The sequence below is a fragment of the Gimesia panareensis genome (assembly GCF_007748155.1).
GTDB classification, from domain to species: Bacteria; Planctomycetota; Planctomycetia; order Planctomycetales; family Planctomycetaceae; genus Gimesia; species Gimesia panareensis.
On record NZ_CP037421.1, the window covers coordinates 3518949 to 3538379 of the forward strand.

Here is a 19431-nt window from a genome sequence, read left to right on the forward strand (position 1 = left end):
ACGAACAAAGACGCTTTATCACTTATCGGCCGGAAGAGTTTCCAGGCACAAGACTGACCCGACTGGCATCGTAAGGCAGCTGCAATTCCGTGCCAATTTGTAGCTTGTTCGGGTTTTGCAGTCTCTGCCGGTTAATCTGATAAATCTGATACCAGCGAGACGAACGCCCCAGATGACGCTGCGAAATATCCGTCAGCGTATCATTGCTGCCTACGCGGTACATCGGACGCCCATCCTGGCTGATGAAAAAGCCGGAAGGCTTACCCGGCTTACGTACGGCGTTACTGCCGCTGAATTCACTGACGGTGGTCTGTTTGGTAGGATGGCTCGCCTGGTATTGTGCCTCAATCGTGGATCGAGCCGGTGCAATGAGCTTCAACCCCGGTCGCATTTTTCGGGGATCACTGACACGGCTTTTATTGATCCGGGCCAGCAGCTGAAAATAGCGACCGCTGCCATACAGTTTCTTGGAAATCGTCCAGAAGTTTTCACCGTTCTGCACAACATACTCACCACCAACCGCAGTTGCCGTCGGTTGAGCAAAGCTCTCTTCCTGAAACGCGCCAAACTGCTCCTGGGAAGAAACTTCCTGAGCTGGAGCAGGACCGTCAAACAGTCCCCGTGCCTGAGCAGCCGGCTCGGGGGTCATTGCGGTTTCTTCGAAAGAACCGGAATCGATGCTGGCTGCAGGACGCTTGACTGTGGTCACGCTCTCTGCCCGTTCGGCTGAAAACTCTTCTGCGCGAAAGTCGCCAAAACGATCGGCACTCTGATTGCTCTGTGGTTCACTGAATTCGGAAACCTGTGGCTGCTCAAAATTCTCCGCGGTAGCAGTCGGCGTCTCTGCTCCAAATTCTTTTGTGTTTTCCATTTGACCGGCGGGAGTCTGCGGTTCCGTCTGGTCAAAGCCGGCATTACCGAACGGATCCGGTTCCGACTGACTGGAGATTTCGGTGATGTTCACTTTGGCTGTTCTGGCGGGCAGCTCTGAGGAGTTCTGCATTTGCGCTGGATCATTCCCTTCCGCCACATCGAAGTTGCCAAACTCATTGTCGACTGCCGGTTCTGCCTGCTGTGGCATTGCCTGTGCCGGTTGTGTTGAAGCGGCACCGAAAGGATCTTCTTCCACCTGGACCGCTGCTGGATTCCCGGTCTCTGCCTGGGCAAATCCATTCGCGGCTGGTTGTTCCATCAGCCCGGAATCGGCACCTGCTGCAGGAGGTGAGAATTCGGATTCTGCCCCCGGGTTAAATTCGTTCTGCTGAGCTGTCTTCTGCATTGCTGCATTGGGTTGTTGCTGAGCGAACTGATCGCCACCGGCAAATGGGTCTGCCTGTGCGTTATCAAAGGCAGCCGGTTCGGACTGATTCTGCGTACCGCTATTAAATTCGTTCTGAGCCGGGTTGCCAAATTCATTTTTGGAAGTGGGTTGATCAAACGACTCAAAGCCGTTGTTCGTCTGATTCGCAGCCATCTCAGTCGACTGCGCGGGTTCACTCTGATTATTGAAGGTTGACTGATTATCAAAATTTTCAAATCCGTTCTGGGCGAACTGATCGCCGCCGGTTGAATTTGTTTCCTGTGCCCCAAACGCATTTTCCTGATTCTGATTTTCCTGGGGAGTGGAAAACCCGGAATTGTCACCGCCGGTATTAAATCCACCGGACTGTTCGGCGAGCTGTTCGGTGTTCTCCGTCGCTGCATTCCCCTCGGCAAAGGGATCAGGCTCCCCAGTCGATTCATGCTCCCCGCTTTCCTCAGCAGGGCTGCTCACCGCCAGTTCTTCCTGCGGACGATTGATTTTCTGATAGACCACCAGACCAAAGGCACTCAGCAGAATACAAATCAGACAAAGCCCTACTTTGGTTTCGATAGCGATCCCGGCTTTGGGCTTCTCGACACCCCAGTCTTCTTCTGCCGCTGTTTCTTCTGTTTTCTTTTCTTCAGTCATGGCACTGAACCAATTCGAATTAAAACTGTTTTTAACTTTTCAGACAGGCAGTCTCCCGCCTGTCACCCTGTGAAATAACTCACGCAAATTATGTTTTGACCGCCACCCGCAGCTTGGCGGTGCGGCAGCGGGGATTCACCCGTTGCTCAGCCTGCGTCGCTGTGATCGGTTTGGCTGTTAAATTGTTCCACTGATCCCGGTCTTTAAACGCCTGCTTGACCATCCGGTCTTCCAGTGAATGAAAGCTGATGATCACCGCTCTGCCCCCCGGCTTGAGAGCCTGGGGTAAAACCGATTCCAGCATCGTTTCCAGTTGTTCCAGCTCCTGATTAGCGGCGATCCTGAGTGCCTGAAAGACGCGTGTCGCCGGGTTCTTGCGAGCCGTCGCCAGCGCTTTGGCAGGCAAGGCCGCCTGCACCGCTTCGATCAAGTCTGTAGCCGTGCGGACCGGTTTCGCTTTTCGCTGCTGAACCAGCTGACCGGCTATCCGTTGGCTGAATCGTTCTTCGCCGTAGACTTCCAGTATCTCGGCAAGCTCCGCTTCAGAAAGTGTTTCCAGTAATTGCCAGGCAGGCACTCCCTGTCGTGTATCAAACCGTAAATCCAGTTCGCCCGGGGACTCAAATCCGAACCCCCGCGCTTCATCACTCAGCTGATCCGAAGAGAGCCCCAGATCCAGGAGCACTCGGTCCACCGCAGGAATCTGCAGTTCTTCCAGGACTGCGGGTAGCTCTGCATAGCTGGCCTGCCTGAGAAAACACTGCCCTTCCGGCAATGCTTCCGCTCCTAATTTTTCTCTGGCAAATCCCAGCATCATGGCATCACGATCCAGACCGATTAAGGTCCCTTTGGCTCCAATTTGTTTCAGAATATGCTGACTGTGTCCACCCGCGCCGACGGTGCCGTCCACGACCACCAGTCCGGGAGACAAATCCAGTTGTTCCATGACTTCACGCAGCAGGACCGGTATATGGACGGGCCTTTTCTGATCACCGGATTTCCCTGACATGCAATTGATTACGATTCTAAAAATAAAAACAGCTCAACCAGCTTCAAATGATCTCCTCAAACAGAGAATCACTTGATTCTGATCGCAGAATTCAGATCTGATTGTTAGGTGGGGGTAGTAACTCGAGAAGTGAAACTCTTAGAGAGATTGATTGCCTGAACACCAGAGGGAAGAACTCCATCTGACTCTCAAGCGCGGGAAGTTTAGAAAATTTCTGATTTTCTGGCAAGATCAGTTAAAGATTTTTGAATCACACTCTGCTGCTTAAACGTAAATCGCCTGCCTGAAACCAATTGAGTCTCAGGCAGGCGATTTAAAACTAACAGGGATTCTCAAGCTTTATCAGGGAGTTCTGTTCAAGGAGGGAACCCTGAAGCCATCCGCCTCAGGCAGCTTCCATTCTACCTGTATGAGGAGACGAACGACCGGTGGCCCAACCCAATATTCTGAGCACACACAGGTGACATCCATTTCACCTTCAATCCGCAAAGCCCGGTAGCCAGCGGAAGAGTTCCAGTTTGTCCTCCTTGAACAATATTTGATTTCTAATAATTGATTGACTCAGTTTTCAATGATGAACATCAATGAATTGTCACTTGAACTGGATTACCAGGGCATTTGACCAAATGCTTGAGCAGCCATTTCATCAAAATGAGGACCATGGTCGTTCAGATAGGTGTTCCAACGCTTGGTGCTCCAGATCTCAGCGTGGTCCTGAACTCCAATCAGCACCACTTCCTGTTTGACTTCCAGACTGGCCAGCTCAGCAAGTCGTTCGGGGATACAGATGCGCCCCTGAGAATCGACTTCCACCTTCTCCGCCCGTGCATAGTACAACCGCAGATACTGGGCTGCCTCCGGGCCATTCCTGGAATATTCTCTCAACCGTTGTGCCTGCTGTTCAAATCCTTTCTCCGAGAAAAGCAACAAAGATGATGCTGTACCAGGTGCGATATAAATCTGGGTGAAATCCCTGGTGATCAGCTCTTCCTTGAGCCGTTTGGGGATTGCCAGCCGACGCTTTCCATCCAGAATCTTGTTGAAAGTTCCCGTTAACGCCATTGGACCCCACCCGTCACCACTTCTCACCACAGAGTGCTGAATTTACCACCCAGAAAGAAATCGTCAAGCATGATTAAATGCGTATATCCGAATCCGGGAATCCGATTCGACCTAGACTCTTATCTGGCTTGGAATTGCGACTTTGAGGATTTTTAAATTTTGTTGAGAGGGGCCGATTTTGATCTGAATTTCTGGTGCAAAATCAGTCAATCAGCGAGAGGATTCGGGAATAGATCTGGTCATATTTTTGCGCAATCGACTCCCAGGTAAACTCCTGTTCCACAAGAGTTTGCGCATTTTCAGCCATCTTGAGAAACTGGGCAGGAGAGGTCCTCAGGTCGACCAGTGCCTGACGAAGCTGATCAACCGATCCAATGTCCACCAGGGTCCCCTGCTCGCCGGGCTGGATCAGCTCGAAAATCCCATCGACTTTGGTCGATATGACGGGCAAACCGGCAGCCATCGCTTCGAGTACCACGTTAGGCATCCCCTCCCACAGGGAAGAGAGCACCAGGCAGTCTGCCGCACGCATCAACTCCGGAATCTGGGGCTGCCAACCCGCAAAATGAATCCGGTCTGCAGACTCTGACTGAGAGGCACGCTGTTCCAACTCTGCCTTGAGCGGTCCGTCTCCCACAAACAGCAGATGAAATTCCGGTGCCTGCGCTGCAAACTGCAGAAACGCAGCGAGCAGATCGCCCGGTGCTTTCTGAGGATCCAGCCGCCCGACTGACAGAATCACCTTGGCTCCCTCCGGAATCTTCCAGCAACTGAGATCCGCAGGCTTCGCTCCTGCAAACCGTTGGAACTCGACACCATTCGGAACAACGGTCACTTTGTCTGCGGGCAAATGCCCCTCTTTTATTGAGAAGTCAGCCACTGACTGACTGACACAGATATTCAGTTCAACCAGGCGATTCGTCAGCCGATCCAGCAGCAGGTGGCCGTTGCGCCGTTTTTCTGAGACTCGTATTCCTGCCACGACATGCGGGACATGTGCCAGTCGGGCTGCAATTCGTCCCGTCAGATTGGCGTGAAATAGAAATGTTTGTAACAAAACCGGTTTTTGTGCTTTGAACTTTTGCGCCAGGTGCCAGATAATGCGGGCGTCCCAGGCGGATCGTGCCTGTAAAACTTCTATCGGGATATCAGCCTGCTCCAACTGCTCTACCAGCGGCCCTGAGCCGGTCAGCGAATAGACGACAGGAGCCCAGCGATCGCGATTCAACCTTGTCACAATCTGTACCAGCGCACGCTCTGCCCCGCCGGGCTGCAGACCGGTAATACAAAACGCAATCGGATAAGGTGCGTCACTTTCAGACAACTGTCTTCTCCTGGCAGAACAGCGTAATCGCTTCAGGATGTGCGGGGAGACTCTGGTTCTATTGTTCCGTCAGGGTCAGACGCGACAAGCTCAGATTGAGAAATTGTGTTCGATCGGACCGGAGTAATAGCAATCGTTCGTTAAAATCCGCCATTTTCAGTCGTTTCCACAGTCATTTTCCTCTTTCCAAACCTGATTCTCCTTCATCCAATAACAGAGAAAATACTCTGATGACCAGCTTAGATGCCTTCGATTATCACCTGCCCCCGGAACTGATCGCCACGGAGCCAACTCGACAGCGGGATCAGTCTCGCCTGCTGGTAGTGAATCGTCAGGACCGCTCCATTCACCACAGCATGATTTCGGAACTGCCTCAGTTTCTGAATCCCCGGGATTGTCTGGTTCTGAATGATACGCGCGTGCTCTCCGCCCGCCTGTTTGGCGTTCGCCAGGCCACCGGCGGAAAATGGGAAGGCCTCTATCTCGGTTCCAATGCCGAAGGCGAGTGGAAGCTGATGAGTAAAACCCGCGGCAAGCTGATGCCTGGCGAAACAATTGAGCTGACCCCCGCACATAACCGCTCTGAACACAAGCAGCTCTCCCTGGTCATGCAGTCCAAAGATGAAGAGGGTTACTGGACCGCCACGGTACAATCGACCGAAGACCATCATCTTCTGCTGTCCCACTTTGGTACGATGCCCCTCCCCCCTTACATGAAACGGGAACTGGCCACCGAGGAAGACTGGGAACGTTACCAGACAGTGTATGCAAATCAGCCCGGCGCGGTCGCCGCTCCCACCGCGGGCCTGCATTTCACTCCCGAACTGCTGGCATGTTGCACCGGAAAAGGGGTCGAAGTCGCGAAAGTGACACTGCACGTGGGCATCGGAACCTTTAAACCGATTGCCTGTGAGACGCTGGAAGAACACAAAATGCATTCAGAATGGTGTGAACTACCCGACGAGTCCGCGTCACAGCTGAACCGGACGCGAGCAGAAGGTGGCCGGATCGTCGCTGTGGGAACCACCAGCGTCCGCACACTGGAATCAGTGGCGCAACAGGGACCACTTCAGGCCTGGCAGGGAGAAACGGATATTTTCATCTACCCTCCCTACCAGTTCCAGGCAGTCGACTGTCTGCTGACCAATTTCCACTTACCCAAATCGACTCTGCTGGTGCTGGTCAGCGCCTTTGCAGATGCGGAACTGATCCAGGAAGCCTACGAAAAAGCTGTAGAAGCGAAATACCGCTTCTACAGCTATGGTGATGCCATGTTAATTTTATAACAGCCGTCGGATTACTGCGGCTTGGCGATCTCTTTGGGAACCTGTCCGTCCAGGTAACGCCAGTTCTTAATGAACGAAATCAGATCCGCCATCTGCTGAGGATTGATGTTTTTCTCCAGACCGACCGGCATCAAGGAGACGCCGTTGGACTTCATTTCTTCAATCTCATCTTTCAGTACGGTCACTGTTTTTCCTTCAGGTTGAGTCAGCGTGATCGAACCGCCACTGTCGGAAGAGATGATCCCGGTGTGTACCACACCGTCGACAGTGATCACCGTATAACTGAAGAAGTTGGCATCGATGGCCCGGTTCGGATCCAGAATATTCGTCAGCAGGTATTCCGGGGTCTTCGTGCGTGAATCCCCGATATCGGGAGCGACATTCACACCAATTTCGCCAATCTTGTGGCAAGTCACACAGTTCTTGACAAAGATCTGCTTCCCGGCCAGCGGATCCGCTTTCAACTTGAGCACTTTCTGGTAATCAGCCAGCACCTGCTTGCGATCTGCGGGAATCGCTGCGGCAAACAGGGCCGCAGCCTGCTTCTTGATTTCGGGATTCCGATGCCGCTGCAGTCGCGCCGACCGCGAGGGACCCAGTTCAGAAATCTTAATCTGTCCCTTTTTAATTTCATCCAGCAACACATTGGTCCGATCCTGGCTGGCCAGCATCGCATCCAGAATCGCCCGCCGCATACCGGGCGTCTGCTGGGCAAACCCTTCCATCAGCACTGGCCCAATCTGAGCATCCCCATAAGGACTGATCGATTCAATGGCGGCAATTTTAATCGCCTGCGATGTCTTGCCCTGAATCAGATCCAGGAGAGTCTGTCCTGCCGTTTCAAATCCGACGAACCGCAGTACGCCAATGGCTTCCAGCTTTTGTGCCAGCGGACTTTGGGGATCCGCTGCCGTTTCCACAATCTTCTGGTAGAACTGTTTCAGCTTCTGCTGGTCGGCTTCTGGCAATTTCGCCTGGTAGGTGGCAATCGATTTTCCCCGGCGACGCAGACTGTTCCCCAGTCCTTCAAAGCCGGCAATCTGCAGGGGCAGATACCGATCTGCATCCAGCCCCGCTATCAGGGACAGTGTCTCCTGGATCTCGTCCGCCTTGAGTTGGGGACCGATCACTGACGCCAGCTCACGTACCGCGTCAGTCACACTCGATTTCGCAGTCACTTTCTGACCGGACTGTTCTAACTGCTTCAGAAACGACTTCAGAATCGGCACACTCTGATCGCCGGCCGAAGACAGCACGGCAGCACGGGTCCAGGAATCATCGGCTCCCTGCAACATCAGCTGTGCCAGTTCCGGCACCATCGATCCGCTGTCGCCCGCTTCTCCCAGGCTGATTGCCAACTGGAAACGCAACGTGGGATCAGCCGAATCGACCAGAGACAGCACCTGTTTTTTCAGTGCCTGATTCTTCGCCAGCCGCGGTTCGCTCAAACGGACCGCCTGTCCCTGCACACGTGACGCTTTGTCTTTCAACGCCTGCAGCAGCACGGTATCAGTCAGTTTCCCCAGCCCCTCCAGGGACCAGAGCGCCTGAATGCGGGCCTGTTCTGTTTTTCCGTTTGCGGCCAGTTTTTCCAGGGCCGGCTGCAGAGAAGCGTCCTGACCTTCAAAGATCAGACGGGCTGCGGTCTCACGCTGCCATGAATCCTTTGAAGACAGAGCAGCCAACAGTTCGGCCGGAGTTGCATCCTTCAAATCGGTATAAACACTCTTATTGATTTTTGCTTTTTTAGGTACGATCCGGTAAATCCGGCCGCGATCGATCCCGTCATTCAAATCGGAACGTTCTTTCAATTCCGCGGGCATGAACTGCGGATGCTCAATCACCGCCCGATACATGTCACACAGGTAGAGCGCCCCATCCGGGCCGTTGTACATATTCACCGGACGGAACCATTCATCCCGGCTGGCGATGAACTCGACTTTGTCGCGTCCGTATTTCGAATCGTAGGTCGCACCCGTCGGGGTCATGACATCCCGATGCACCAGGTTCGCAGTCGGCTCACAGGTGAAGCTGTTCCCGTAGAATGCCTTCGGAAACAGACCTCCCCGGTAGATGGTCACACCACAGGCGGCAGTGAACTGACCTGCGTGCAACGTGGAGGTCGTCCAGGTGCGGCTGATCGCATACACGCGGGAATCTTCGCCATCAGGAGAAACATCATGATAGACCGACTTCACTGCCAGATAAGGATTCCGTTTCAGGTAGCGGCTCTCCAGCACGATATGCTTGTTCGGATTACGGTTCGAACAGACGAAGCGATTACAATAATCGTCAAAGGTCAGTCCAAACTGCCCGATCCCGGAAATGGATTCGTATTTTCCGGTCAATGGATGAAAACGGAAATCGAGCCCGTTGATCGGAACCTGTTTCGCATTTTTCGTCCACTCGGGATGGGTCGCGATCACCGATCCGCCACGCAGACCATTAGAAATATAAATGTGGTTATCCAGTCCCAGTGTCGGGTGATTCGCCCGCAGCTGTGAGTTTTCTTCTTTAAAGCCGGTAAACCAGGTCTCGACCAGATCGGCTTTGTCATCGCCGTCGGTGTCTTTCATGTATTGCACCTTACCCGCCAGGGTGACAATCAGGCCCCCTTTCCAGGGCTGCACACCAGTGGCAAACAGCAGCTTGTCTGCAAAGACAGACGCCGTTTCATAAAAACCGTCCTGATCCTTGTCGCGTAACAGCTTAATCCGGCTCTTGGGTTCTTCTCCCTCTTTGGGGCCATGGGGATAGTCGGTCATCTCCACTACCCACAGAACTCCCGTTTCATCGAAGGCCACTGCAACCGGGTTGATCACGTTCGGTTCGGCCGCGACGACCTGCATTTCGAAATCCGGATGGACGACTGTCTGTTTCAGAGATTCTTCCGGCGAGAGCGGAGACTTGGGAACCTCGGATTTCTTCTCAGCGGCAACAGCGAATTGCAGACAAACTCCCGCGACCAGAGCCAGGCAGCCACCTGCCAGGAATCGCTTGACTGTGTTCCGTGGATGCTTCGAGGTAACAGATGGGACCGCAAGATGTTTCACTTGTTTCATGTTTGATCACCGTAGTATTTCAGACAGAATTCGGGAAGGAATGATAACGAAGAATTCAGGTTGGATAGATTCTATCCTAACTCACCTGCAGACGATTCTCTATCTCGCTTCTGCGGGGATTTGCAGATTCTCCGGTATTTATAAACAATATTAACGTTTAGCTCGACCAAAGACCATCTCCAGCGGAAGGGTTACCGAATTTTCTGTTTCCATCTCTCTATTTCAGGAAATCTCCGGCTTCCCCGGGGAATCTGCTTTTCAGCGTTTGCTAAGATCGAGTACCCTGAATACAAATCCTGTTGATGGAAATGCCCCCCTGAAAATCACCTCGCAGTCCTGTTTGAACATGAATTGAGCTATGCAGTCTCTCTGTCTGATATTAACCCGTTTCTGCCTGTCGGCCTGGGTCGGCGCAGCTGTGATTTTTGTGATCAACGGTGTCCAGGATGTCACCTTTCAACCCTTTGATTCTCTGGTCCGAGATCAGCTGATCACGCTCCACTTTCCGATCTACTATACGGTGGGGTGGGTCCTGCTCGCGGGAGCTTTTCTGGGAAGTCTGGGAATCCGTTCGAAACAGTTACTCCCCCGCTGGAAATCGAATCTGGTGCTGGGACTGGTGATTCTCACTCTGGCGATCAGCCTGATCGACTATTTCTGGATTTACCAGCCTCTGGAAGCGATGATCACGCCCCCCGGCAGCCCGCGACCGGCGCAGTTTCGGGGATATCATCAGGCTTCCAAATATGTCAACAGTCTGAATATTCTACTGACATTCATCGCCGCCATTCTGATCAATCTGCCTGTACTCCGACAGTCGGCGACGATACAGAACACATCAGTCCCGGATGTGGAATAGCTGCTTGAGCGCATCGAGCAGTCCGTGCGGCGTCCCCTCGCGGGCTTCCTGGCGCAGGACTTCCAGGGGAGGATGCAACAGCTTATTGACGATCTGCTCGATCGAGCGTTTGATCAACTCCTGATCTTTTTCATCCAGGTGGGACAGCTTGCTGAACAGCTTCTCGACCTCCTGTTCGCGGACATCGTGCCACTGTTCGCGAAGTTGTTTGATAATCGGTCCGGTTGCCCGGTGATAGACGCCATGCATGAACCGTTCGGTCTCTTCATCGATGATCGCCAGCGCTTTCTCGACTTCTTTCTGTCGAGCCCGCCGGTTCTTTTCGCAGGTCGCTTCCAGATCGTCAATGTCATACAGAAAGATATTGTCGTTGATCTGTCCCACTGCAGGAGCAAAATCTCGCGGCGCCCCCAGGTCGAGGATGAAAAAGGTCTTGCTACCCGATTTTTTGAGGACCCGCTCAAAGCGTTCCACGTCCACAATCGGCTGTGAGGCCCCGGTGGTGCTGACAATCACATCCGCTTCTGCCAGGCAGTCATCGAGATCATCAAAGGCGCGTGCCTCTCCGCCGACTTTCAACGCCAGTTTTTGTGCGTTTTCCAGACTGCGGTTCACCACCACAATCTTCTTGACTCCCTCGTCTTTGAGATAGGTCAGCGTCTCCTCAGCCATTTCGCCGGCTCCGATAATCAGCACGGTCTTGTCATCGAAGCGTTCGAAAATACTTTTTCCAAATGTCCCCACTGCCACGCTGGCGATCGAGACCCGGCCTTCCGCCAGTTGCGTTTCTGTACGGACCCGTGCTGAGACCCGGATCGCCTGCTGAAACAGGGCATGCGTCAACGGGCCACACAGCGCGTTGTCGGTCGCCCGCTGATAGGCTTCTTTCACCTGATTGACAATCTGCGGCTCGCCGAGCACCATGCTGTCGAGGCTGGAGGCGACCTGAAACAGATGCCGTACGGCATCGGGGCCTGTTCGTTCCAGAAAGTCTTCAAAGAAATCGGTGACCGGAACGTGATGAAATTCGGAGAAGAACTTTGCCAGATCCTGATGGGAAGGCCCGGCCTCCGGCTCCTGGGTCGCGGTATACAGCTCCACCCGGTTGCAGGTCGAAATCACAACCATTTCCGTGTCGGGGTATGACTGCTTGAGGATGGAATATGCCTGGTCCAGCTGCTCTTTCGAGGAGAACGCCAGCTTCTCTCGTACATCCAGTCCCGCTGTCTGGTGATTACAGTAAACGACCTGCAGATTCACGAAAGGATCCTTTCTGCAGTCGACTGTTGAATTTCCATCCGGGGTGTATCAGACCGGGAGTGCCACGAATCCATCTTCAGTAGACGACTGTTCGTCAGGATCTGAATGCCGATCACGGTCAGCAGCAACAGCCCTCCAGTCCAGATTGTCAGCTGGGCAATGTGCTTCTGGTTAGGCTGTTTCGTGCGGAGGATGAAGATCACACTCAGCAACATGGCAACCCACACGATCTCATACACAATGATCACCGGGTCAAGAAAGGAGATCGCCTGTGCTCCTTTGCGGACATAAACCCCCAATGCAATGCCGATACCCATCCCGACTGTCAGCAAGGGGGCGGAGATCATCAGTGCCCAGCGGTTCAAACGTGCCAGTTTGGCCAGACTGGGCAGGTGAAAGCCCTCTGAAAAATTCTGTTTCTGCTTTAACCGCTTATGTTGAATCAGATACATCGCACTGATGACAAACGAAAGCACGAATCCCACGCCCCCCAGTACGAGCAGCGTCGCATGCAGCATCGCCCAGGAACGAATCGCCGGCTGCACCAGCGGATTGGTGACGTGATCGACAAAATAAGAAGCCACCACCAGTGCCAGGACCAGCGGAAACAGAAACAGACCGATCGAGAGTTCCTCATCGATCAGATTGATAAACAGATAAATCGCGACCAGTAACCAGGCGAAGACCACCAGCCAGTCATGCGTGGACCCCAACAAGGGTGGCAGTTGTGTCTCACGAGAGCGGTAAACCAGATAAGCGGTCTGAGCCACCAGCCCCGCCAGGGAAAACAGAATGATCAGTGGTCGCAGCCATCCGTTCTTTTTGCGTAGAAATCGGGCCAACTCGAAACAGAAGGCTACCAGATAACTGGCCATGAAACAGAAAACAGTCACTTTCGACAACATGCGGACGACTTTATCACGAACAGAGAGGCTTAAAGTGGTGGGACCGCGGCGTTTCTGACAGGAATTCAGAACGGCACCCTATTATAGGGCTGTTCAGCAGGTGAAGGGCAAGTCATCTTGCTTCAGATTCTAATTCGTACTCGGATATTTTTTTATGCAGCGTGTTGCGGTTGATTCCCAGTCGGGTGGCCGTCTTCGTCTGGACCCCCTGGCAGGCCCGTAAAACCTGCAAAATCACTTCTTTTTCCACGAGCGATACAACCTGAGTATGTACGTCGGTGGACTCATCCCCCACGCGATGCAGTTCCATCGAAACCAGATCACGACAAAGCGTCTCTGGATCCTGGGTCTTCGCAGTGACGGTCCGGGGAGCGGACCGGCCAGTGACATGTCCCGGTAGCAAATCCAGCATGGGCCCGTCTTCCCCTGCAAGTACGATCAGCCGTTCGACGTAATTCTGCAGCTCCCGGACATTCCCCGGCCAGTTGTAGTTTTTGAAGGTATTTAAAACCTCTTCCGAGAAATTTGGCAGGGGAATTTTCTCTTCGGCAGAGAACTGTTTCGCAAAAAAGTGTACCAGTTCCGGAATGTCTTCAGACCGTTCGCGGAGGGGAGGCAGATCAATCGGAATCACGTTCAGACGATAGTACAAGTCTTCCCGAAAACGCCCCGCTTCGATTTCGTCCAGCAGATTGCGGTTCGTCGCTGCGACAATTCGACAGTCGACGGAAATGGAACGCGTATCACCTACCCGCTCGAATTCATGCTCCTGCAGAACACGCAGCAACTTGACCTGCAGAGTAAAACTGACAGAGTTGATTTCGTCCAGAAAAATCGTGCCCCCATGGGCGGCTTCAAACCGCCCCGTTCGGTTTTCAACGGCACTGGTAAAAGCCCCTTTGATATGACCGAACAGTTCACTTTCGAGCAGACTTTCACTCAACGCACCGCAGTTGACACGAATAAAGGGGCCTGTGGCGCGCGGACTCAGCTCATGGATACCGCGGGCAATTAACTCTTTGCCGGTACCGGTCTCCCCAGTCAATAAGACGGTAGACGAAGTAGCAGCGGCACGACGCGTCAGACGATAGACGTTACGCATCGCAGGGCTGTACCCCACCATATCTTCGAAAATCGGGCGATCGTCTTCCATTCGTTCTATCGGAAAATCCTAATCAGTCACAGCAAAACAGTTTGATACCGAAAATCAGTTCAAAAGTAGTTGTCTCATAAGCCTTTCGGGGAATTGATTTTTCCGAAAGAGGGGCTTGCTCTGCTTTGACAGCATGAAAACATTGCACCCACTTGCTCAAAAAGATGGCGAACGCATCCACATGATACGCTATCATAGAAGAGGAAGGAAGTGGCAGACTGATTTTTTTTAGAAATCAGTCTGCATTGGGTAAATCAGTGGAGCCCCGAAGACAGAATTGCACAATTATTAAGCACATAGCTGAATTTGCAAGCTAATCAAGATTCCACACTGGTTCCTACAGGCTGAGACGTGGGGACGGGACAGTTATGCTCATCAACCAGCACGACCTTGGGCTGATGTCCGCGTGTCTCTTTTTCCTTGTATTCTGCATAGCTGGCGATAATCACCAGATCCCGCGGCTTCACCAGGTGGGCAGCCGCTCCATTGATGCAGATCACACCAGATCCGGGCTCACCAACAATGGCATAAGTGGTCAGTCGGGTCCCCGAAGTAATGTTATAGATCTGGACCTGCTCATGCTCCACAATGTCAGCTGCTTCCATCAGTTCCTGATCGATGGTCACGCTGCCATTGTATTCCAGATTCGCTTCGGTCACCGTGGCACGGTGAATTTTTGATTTGAGTAATACGCGCTTCATTCTTCTCAACCTAAAAGAAGATATCGTCTTCTTTCCGACTCTGACTGCAGACCCGATTCCAAAACAGACGGCGTATCCTAACCAGATGCCGTCATCACAAGCAAGAATATATCCACCTGTTCACAGGGCTGTCTTAAGCCTGTAGTGGAGCAGCTCCTGAGTGCTGCAATTCACTGTCATTATAGCCCGTTCCCTCGTGCTTTCCATCCATTTTGTCGTACCAGGGTTCGTTTGGCTGCGCACCCATAAATCGGGCATACAGGTAATAGTATGTCGGAATCAGGAATAAGACGAGCACAGTCGCCAGCATCAGACCAAAAATCAGGCTGGCCGCCATCGGAATAATAATCTGGGCCTGAAAGGACGTCTCTTTCAAAATGGGCGCCAGCCCCACAATGGTGGTCATGGAAGTTAACAATACGGGGCGAAAGCGGCGGCGACCTGCATCGATCAGCGCTTCCTTCAAAGGTAGACCGTCGGCAACACGGTGGTTAATAAAGTCGATCAGTACGATCGAATCATTCACCACCACCCCGGTCAGAGCCACCAGCCCAAACAAGGAAAACAGTGTTAACTCCATTCCCAGGATGGCATGGCCAAATACCGCACCGATAATTCCAAAAGGAATGATTCCCAGAATAATCAGCGGCTGGATATAAGACCGGAATTCAATTGTCAGCAGCGCAAACATCGAAGCCAGTGCGATCATCAACCCGATTATCAGACTGTTCACCGATTCATTCGTCTGCTCCTGCTGACCTTCCCAGCGGACCCGGACATTCGGATATTTTGCCGCCAGTTCTTCCATGAACCCGCCCGGCTTTTTCAGGGACTTGACGATCTCACGGGCATTCCCCTCTTTTTCATTCAGGTCGGAATAGACCGTTATCGATCGCTGCTGATCGATCCGGTTGATTTCAGAATATCCACGTTTGACGGCCACATCCGCCAGTTCGGTCAAAGGACGCTCTGCACCATCACCGGTCCGGATGCGAATATCGTCAAAGCTCATCAACGAGCGTCGTTCGTCTTCCGGATAACGGACCATCAACTTGACTTCATGCCGACCGCGCTGCAGCCGCATGACTTCCTCGCCATAGTAGGTCGCCCGCACCGTTTCTGCCACATCGGCGAGAGGGACTCCCATCGCACGCGCTTTGTCCTTGATTTTGATCTGAAACTCCCACTTACCGGGACTGGAATCATCATTCACATCTTTGACCCCCGGATAGGTCTCCAGTTCCCGTTTGCAGTCTTCGACCGCAGCCTCGAGTTCCGCCAGGTGATTCGCATCGGACAACAGTTTAAACTCAATCGGCTTTCCGCCCGGCCCCATCGAGGGAGATTTGAATGTCAGCCGGTCCACGCCGGGAACTTCCCCCACACGTTCACGCCAGCGTTCCAGAAGTTCTTCACTCCCCAGAGTCCGTTCTTCCGCTTCGACAATCTCGATACTGACCTTGCCGATATGACTCCCTTCGACAGTTCCGCCCAGACGGGCGCCCGACTCTTCCCGGGTCCCAAAGCCAACATTGCGTCGTGTCAGCTTGACCAGGGAATTACCATGTTGCTGCTGATACTCCTGATCCAGATCCAGAAAGTCCTGCTGAATCTTGCGCGTGGCTGCATCAGTGATCGACTGCGGAGTCCCATCGGGAAATTCCACGATTGCTTCAATCATGCGAAAGTCCGTCTTGGGGAACAGATTGAACGGGGCAAACCCACCCATGATCAATCCGGCTGAGATCAGCATCAACGCTGCCGCCACCGCCAGGGTGGAACTGGGGTAGTTCAACGAAGCCTTCAACACCGGCGTATAACATTTCTCAATGAACGCATTCAGTTTCCGTCCCACAAAACCTTCTGACTCTCCCTCCCTGCCCCCGGACTCCGAAACTTTCCCATGCGCCAGGTGACAAGGCAGAATGAACGTACTTTCCAGCAGCGAAATGATCAGCATCGCAATCACGGCAATCGGCATCACAGCAATAAACTTGCCCATGATCCCGGAGACAAACAGCAACGGGGCGAACGCGATAATCGTCGTCGTTACCGACGCGCAGACCGAAGGCAGCACTTCGGCAGCCCCATCAACGGCCGCGACCACAAATGACTTGCCCATCTGCCGGTGCTCGTAGATATTCTCCCCCACCACGATCGCATCATCGACGATGATCCCCAGTGCCATCAGAAAGGCGAACATCGACAGCATATTCAAAGTCTGCCCCGTGTAATACAACACGATGCACGCTCCGAACATCGATATCGGAATCCCCAGTGCCACCCAGAACGCCAACCGCAGTTCCAGGAAGATCGCCAGGGTAATAAACACCAGAATCAGCCCCTGCAAACCATTTCTGCTCAACAACTCCATCCGATCTCGGACATCGATCGACTGATCCTTCCAGAGTTTCAGTGTGTACCCGTCCGGGAGCTTCGTATTTTTGACAAACTCCCGAACCTCTTCGACAATCGCCAGCAGGTCTTCCTGGGACGTGCGTTCGACGGCAATCGACATCGCCGGCTTCCCGTTGATCTCACTGATCATCGTAGTATCAGCGAATTCATCATGCACATTTCCCAGGTCATCGACGGTCAGAACCACTCCCCCCGGTTCAGTCACCAGCGGAATCTTTTCAATCTCTCTACCGATCAGATGTTTGTTTTTCCCCCGCACCAGCAGCACCTGGGATGTGGTATTCATCTTGCCCCCCGGCAGTTCCAGGTTCTCCCGCCGCACCGTGCGGGCCACGTCCTGCAGTGTCAGACCATATTTCCGCAGGGTGGCTTCTGGAATTTCGATATCAATCTGATAATCACGCGCACCGGCAATGTTAGCCTGCGAAACCGACTTCAGCTGCAGGAGATCATCCCGGATCGCCTCAGTCACCTCGCGCAGTTCCAGCTCGCTGTTTGCATCTTCATTCCCTGGGCCAATGACTGCGACTTCAATCGCCACCTGCCGAAACGTGATCTGCTGAATTTCCGGATCTTCTGCCAGCTCCGGAAAACTGGGGATACGATCAATTTCGGAGCGGACCTCGTTCAATATCTTCTGTACGTCAGGAACATCGGCACGGAGTTCGAGTACCAGGGATCCCGAACCTTCGCTGGCGATGGAAGTGATCTTCTTGATGCCGTCAATCGCGCGGACGGCTTCTTCCATTTTCTGGCAGATCCCCTCTTCGACCTCGTCGGGGCTGGCCCCCGGATAGGGAACCGCAACCAGGATGATTTCCAGTTCAAACTCGGGAAAGACCTCCCGCCGCATGAACATCAGCGACACCAGGCCAACCCCCAGCACCGTGACCATCAAAGTATTCATTGCAGGAGAGTTGTTGATGGCCCATTTTATGACCGACTTCATTTCGCCTCTCCTTCGCGGACCAGCATGCCTTCATTCGCCACACCCAGTGGAGAGGTCACAACCTGATCCCCGGGCTTGATCCCTGATGCGCCCAGTTCCACCAGTAGCTGATCATTGCTGGTATCTATCACACGAATCTTTTCCGCGTGCAACTTCCCGTTCCGGACGATCCAGACCAGATTACCGGGTCGAATCGCAGTCTCCGGAATCTCCAGCAGTGAAACATTCCCCTTAAGTGGAATATCTATCGACACATACATGCCCCGCGCGAGCGGTGGAGCGCCAACCACCTGGCTGGCAGGTTGCCCATTGACCAGAATGTTGGATGGCCGGGGGTCAGAGACGACAATCCGGCAAGGGACGGTGCGTGTTTTCTCATCCAGCCCGATACCATCATAGCGGGAGAGCCTGCCGTCCCAGACAAATTTTCTTCCTCCGATTTCATAGCTTACCTTGACTGGTAACTGAGGCAGTTGATATCCCAGATCATGTCTGGTTTTGTTATCAGCCTGACTACCCGACTTCTCGAGAGACAGCGCTTTCGTTTTCTGATCTCTGTTCTTTTGCGCAGTTTGAGCTGCATACTGCCAGAGCTGATAGAGCTCTTCCATCCGCAGGTTGGAACGTACTTCCACTGAGGAAGTGTCTTCAATGGTGACCAGGGGATCGCCGACTTTAACATATCCGTCCTTCTCCACAGAATCCACAACGATCACACCATTGATGGGAGAATAAATCTTCGTGCGGGTCAAATCCAGTTTCGCCCGAGACAGCTGTACTTCGACAAGATCGCGGGCGTGCATCATGCGCTGGCGGCGGGCCCGAAGCAGATCGGCTTCGTTGGTCAGCTTCTGCAGGGCATTGCGCGCGGCCAGTTCTCCCCGCTTGGCTTCCTCATACTCCGTATCCGAGACGACATTCCGGGTACGTAACTTTTCGACCCGACTCAACTGACTTTTCTGCAACAGGACCTCTTCGTGGGCCAGATCGATCATCGCCTTCGCATTGTCGATTTCCACTTCCAGTTCATCGATCGCATTCTGTGCCTGCGCCAGTTCCTGCGTCAGTCGCTTGACCTCCAGCTGATAGTTTTCCGGATCGATCTCAATCATCAGATTATCTCTGCCCCCCGCCTGTCGCTCCTGGAGCGGGGCTTTATACACCAGATTCCCGACTTTGCAGCCATCCTTAGTAAACAGGACTTTCCCGGCGACCTCTGCCGCCAGTTTTACTTCACGCGAGGGAACGACAATCCCATCGACAGTGATGGTGACACCGGAATCGGAGAGGTGAATGGTTTCGGTAGAGACCAGGGGAGCCGTCTCTTGCAGCAGTTTTTCCTGTTGTTCCGGCTCCTGCTTCATTGCCTTGAGAACAACCATACTGCCACCTCCAATTCCGAGAATGATGATCGGCAGCATGATATGCTTCAGCTTTTTATACCAACTTCTGGATGTTTGAGTATTCATTTCGGACATGACTGATTTCTATG

13 protein-coding genes are annotated in these 19431 nt (G+C 53.1%); 2 read left to right on the plus strand and 11 right to left on the minus strand.

Features of this window, described 5'->3' with window-relative positions:
• Window positions 1-22: 22 nt before the first annotated feature.
• From Enr10x_RS13385 to Enr10x_RS13400, 4 genes are all read right to left on the minus strand, one after another.
• Complete coding sequence (locus Enr10x_RS13385; protein WP_145449838.1) at window positions 23-1951, minus strand: LysM peptidoglycan-binding domain-containing protein; 1929 nt, start codon at window positions 1949-1951, stop codon at window positions 23-25.
• Window positions 1952-2039: 88 nt separating this feature from the next.
• Window positions 2040-2960 (minus strand): 16S rRNA (cytosine(1402)-N(4))-methyltransferase RsmH, encoded by a 921-nt coding sequence (rsmH, locus tag Enr10x_RS13390; protein ID WP_145449841.1) that lies wholly within the window; start codon window positions 2958-2960, stop codon window positions 2040-2042.
• A gap of 606 nt (window positions 2961-3566) precedes the next feature.
• Window positions 3567-4022, minus strand: a complete 456-nt coding sequence (locus Enr10x_RS13395) for a division/cell wall cluster transcriptional repressor MraZ (RefSeq protein ID WP_145449844.1) — start codon at window positions 4020-4022, stop codon at window positions 3567-3569.
• 202 nt (window positions 4023-4224) lie between these two features.
• Window positions 4225-5346 (minus strand): glycosyltransferase, encoded by a 1122-nt coding sequence (locus tag Enr10x_RS13400; protein WP_145449847.1) that lies wholly within the window; start codon window positions 5344-5346, stop codon window positions 4225-4227.
• A 230-nt stretch (window positions 5347-5576) separates the two neighbouring features.
• On the opposite strand from Enr10x_RS13400, the gene queA reads away from it, so the two are divergent.
• A complete protein-coding gene (gene queA / locus Enr10x_RS13405; protein WP_145449850.1) occupies window positions 5577-6632 on the plus strand; it encodes a tRNA preQ1(34) S-adenosylmethionine ribosyltransferase-isomerase QueA in 1056 nt (351 codons plus the stop codon).
• A gap of 11 nt (window positions 6633-6643) precedes the next feature.
• On the opposite strand, the gene Enr10x_RS13410 is transcribed toward queA, so the two are convergent.
• Window positions 6644-9694, minus strand: coding sequence for a PVC-type heme-binding CxxCH protein (locus Enr10x_RS13410; protein ID WP_145449853.1), 3051 nt, complete (start codon window positions 9692-9694; stop codon window positions 6644-6646).
• A gap of 358 nt (window positions 9695-10052) precedes the next feature.
• Here Enr10x_RS13410 and Enr10x_RS13415 point away from each other — a divergent pair, with 358 nt between their 5' ends.
• Window positions 10053-10553: a hypothetical protein gene (locus Enr10x_RS13415; protein ID WP_145449855.1), complete on the plus strand. Its 501-nt coding sequence runs from the start codon at window positions 10053-10055 to the stop codon at window positions 10551-10553.
• Here the strand turns inward: Enr10x_RS13415 and hemA are convergent.
• The 6 genes from hemA to Enr10x_RS13445 form a co-directional block, all read right to left on the minus strand.
• Window positions 10533-11813: a glutamyl-tRNA reductase gene (gene hemA, locus Enr10x_RS13420; protein WP_145449857.1), complete on the minus strand. Its 1281-nt coding sequence runs from the start codon at window positions 11811-11813 to the stop codon at window positions 10533-10535. The genes Enr10x_RS13415 and hemA overlap by 21 nt on opposite strands.
• Complete coding sequence (gene ccsA, locus Enr10x_RS13425; protein WP_145449859.1) at window positions 11810-12718, minus strand: cytochrome c biogenesis protein CcsA; 909 nt, start codon at window positions 12716-12718, stop codon at window positions 11810-11812. The genes hemA and ccsA overlap by 4 nt, the downstream gene beginning before the upstream one ends.
• A 112-nt stretch (window positions 12719-12830) precedes the next feature.
• The gene (locus tag Enr10x_RS13430) at window positions 12831-13871 is read right to left on the minus strand and encodes a sigma-54 interaction domain-containing protein (RefSeq protein WP_145449860.1); all 1041 of its coding nucleotides are present in this window, start codon (window positions 13869-13871) and stop codon (window positions 12831-12833) included.
• Window positions 13872-14188: 317 nt separating this feature from the next.
• Window positions 14189-14572, minus strand: a complete 384-nt coding sequence (gene panD, locus Enr10x_RS13435; protein ID WP_145449864.1) for an aspartate 1-decarboxylase — start codon at window positions 14570-14572, stop codon at window positions 14189-14191.
• Between the two features lie 133 nt (window positions 14573-14705).
• Window positions 14706-17939 (minus strand): efflux RND transporter permease subunit, encoded by a 3234-nt coding sequence (locus Enr10x_RS13440; protein ID WP_145449866.1) that lies wholly within the window; start codon window positions 17937-17939, stop codon window positions 14706-14708.
• The gene (locus tag Enr10x_RS13445) at window positions 17936-19360 is read right to left on the minus strand and encodes an efflux RND transporter periplasmic adaptor subunit (RefSeq protein WP_197997598.1); all 1425 of its coding nucleotides are present in this window, start codon (window positions 19358-19360) and stop codon (window positions 17936-17938) included. Before Enr10x_RS13445 ends, Enr10x_RS13440 begins: the two co-directional genes overlap by 4 nt.
• Window positions 19361-19431 lie beyond the last annotated feature (71 nt).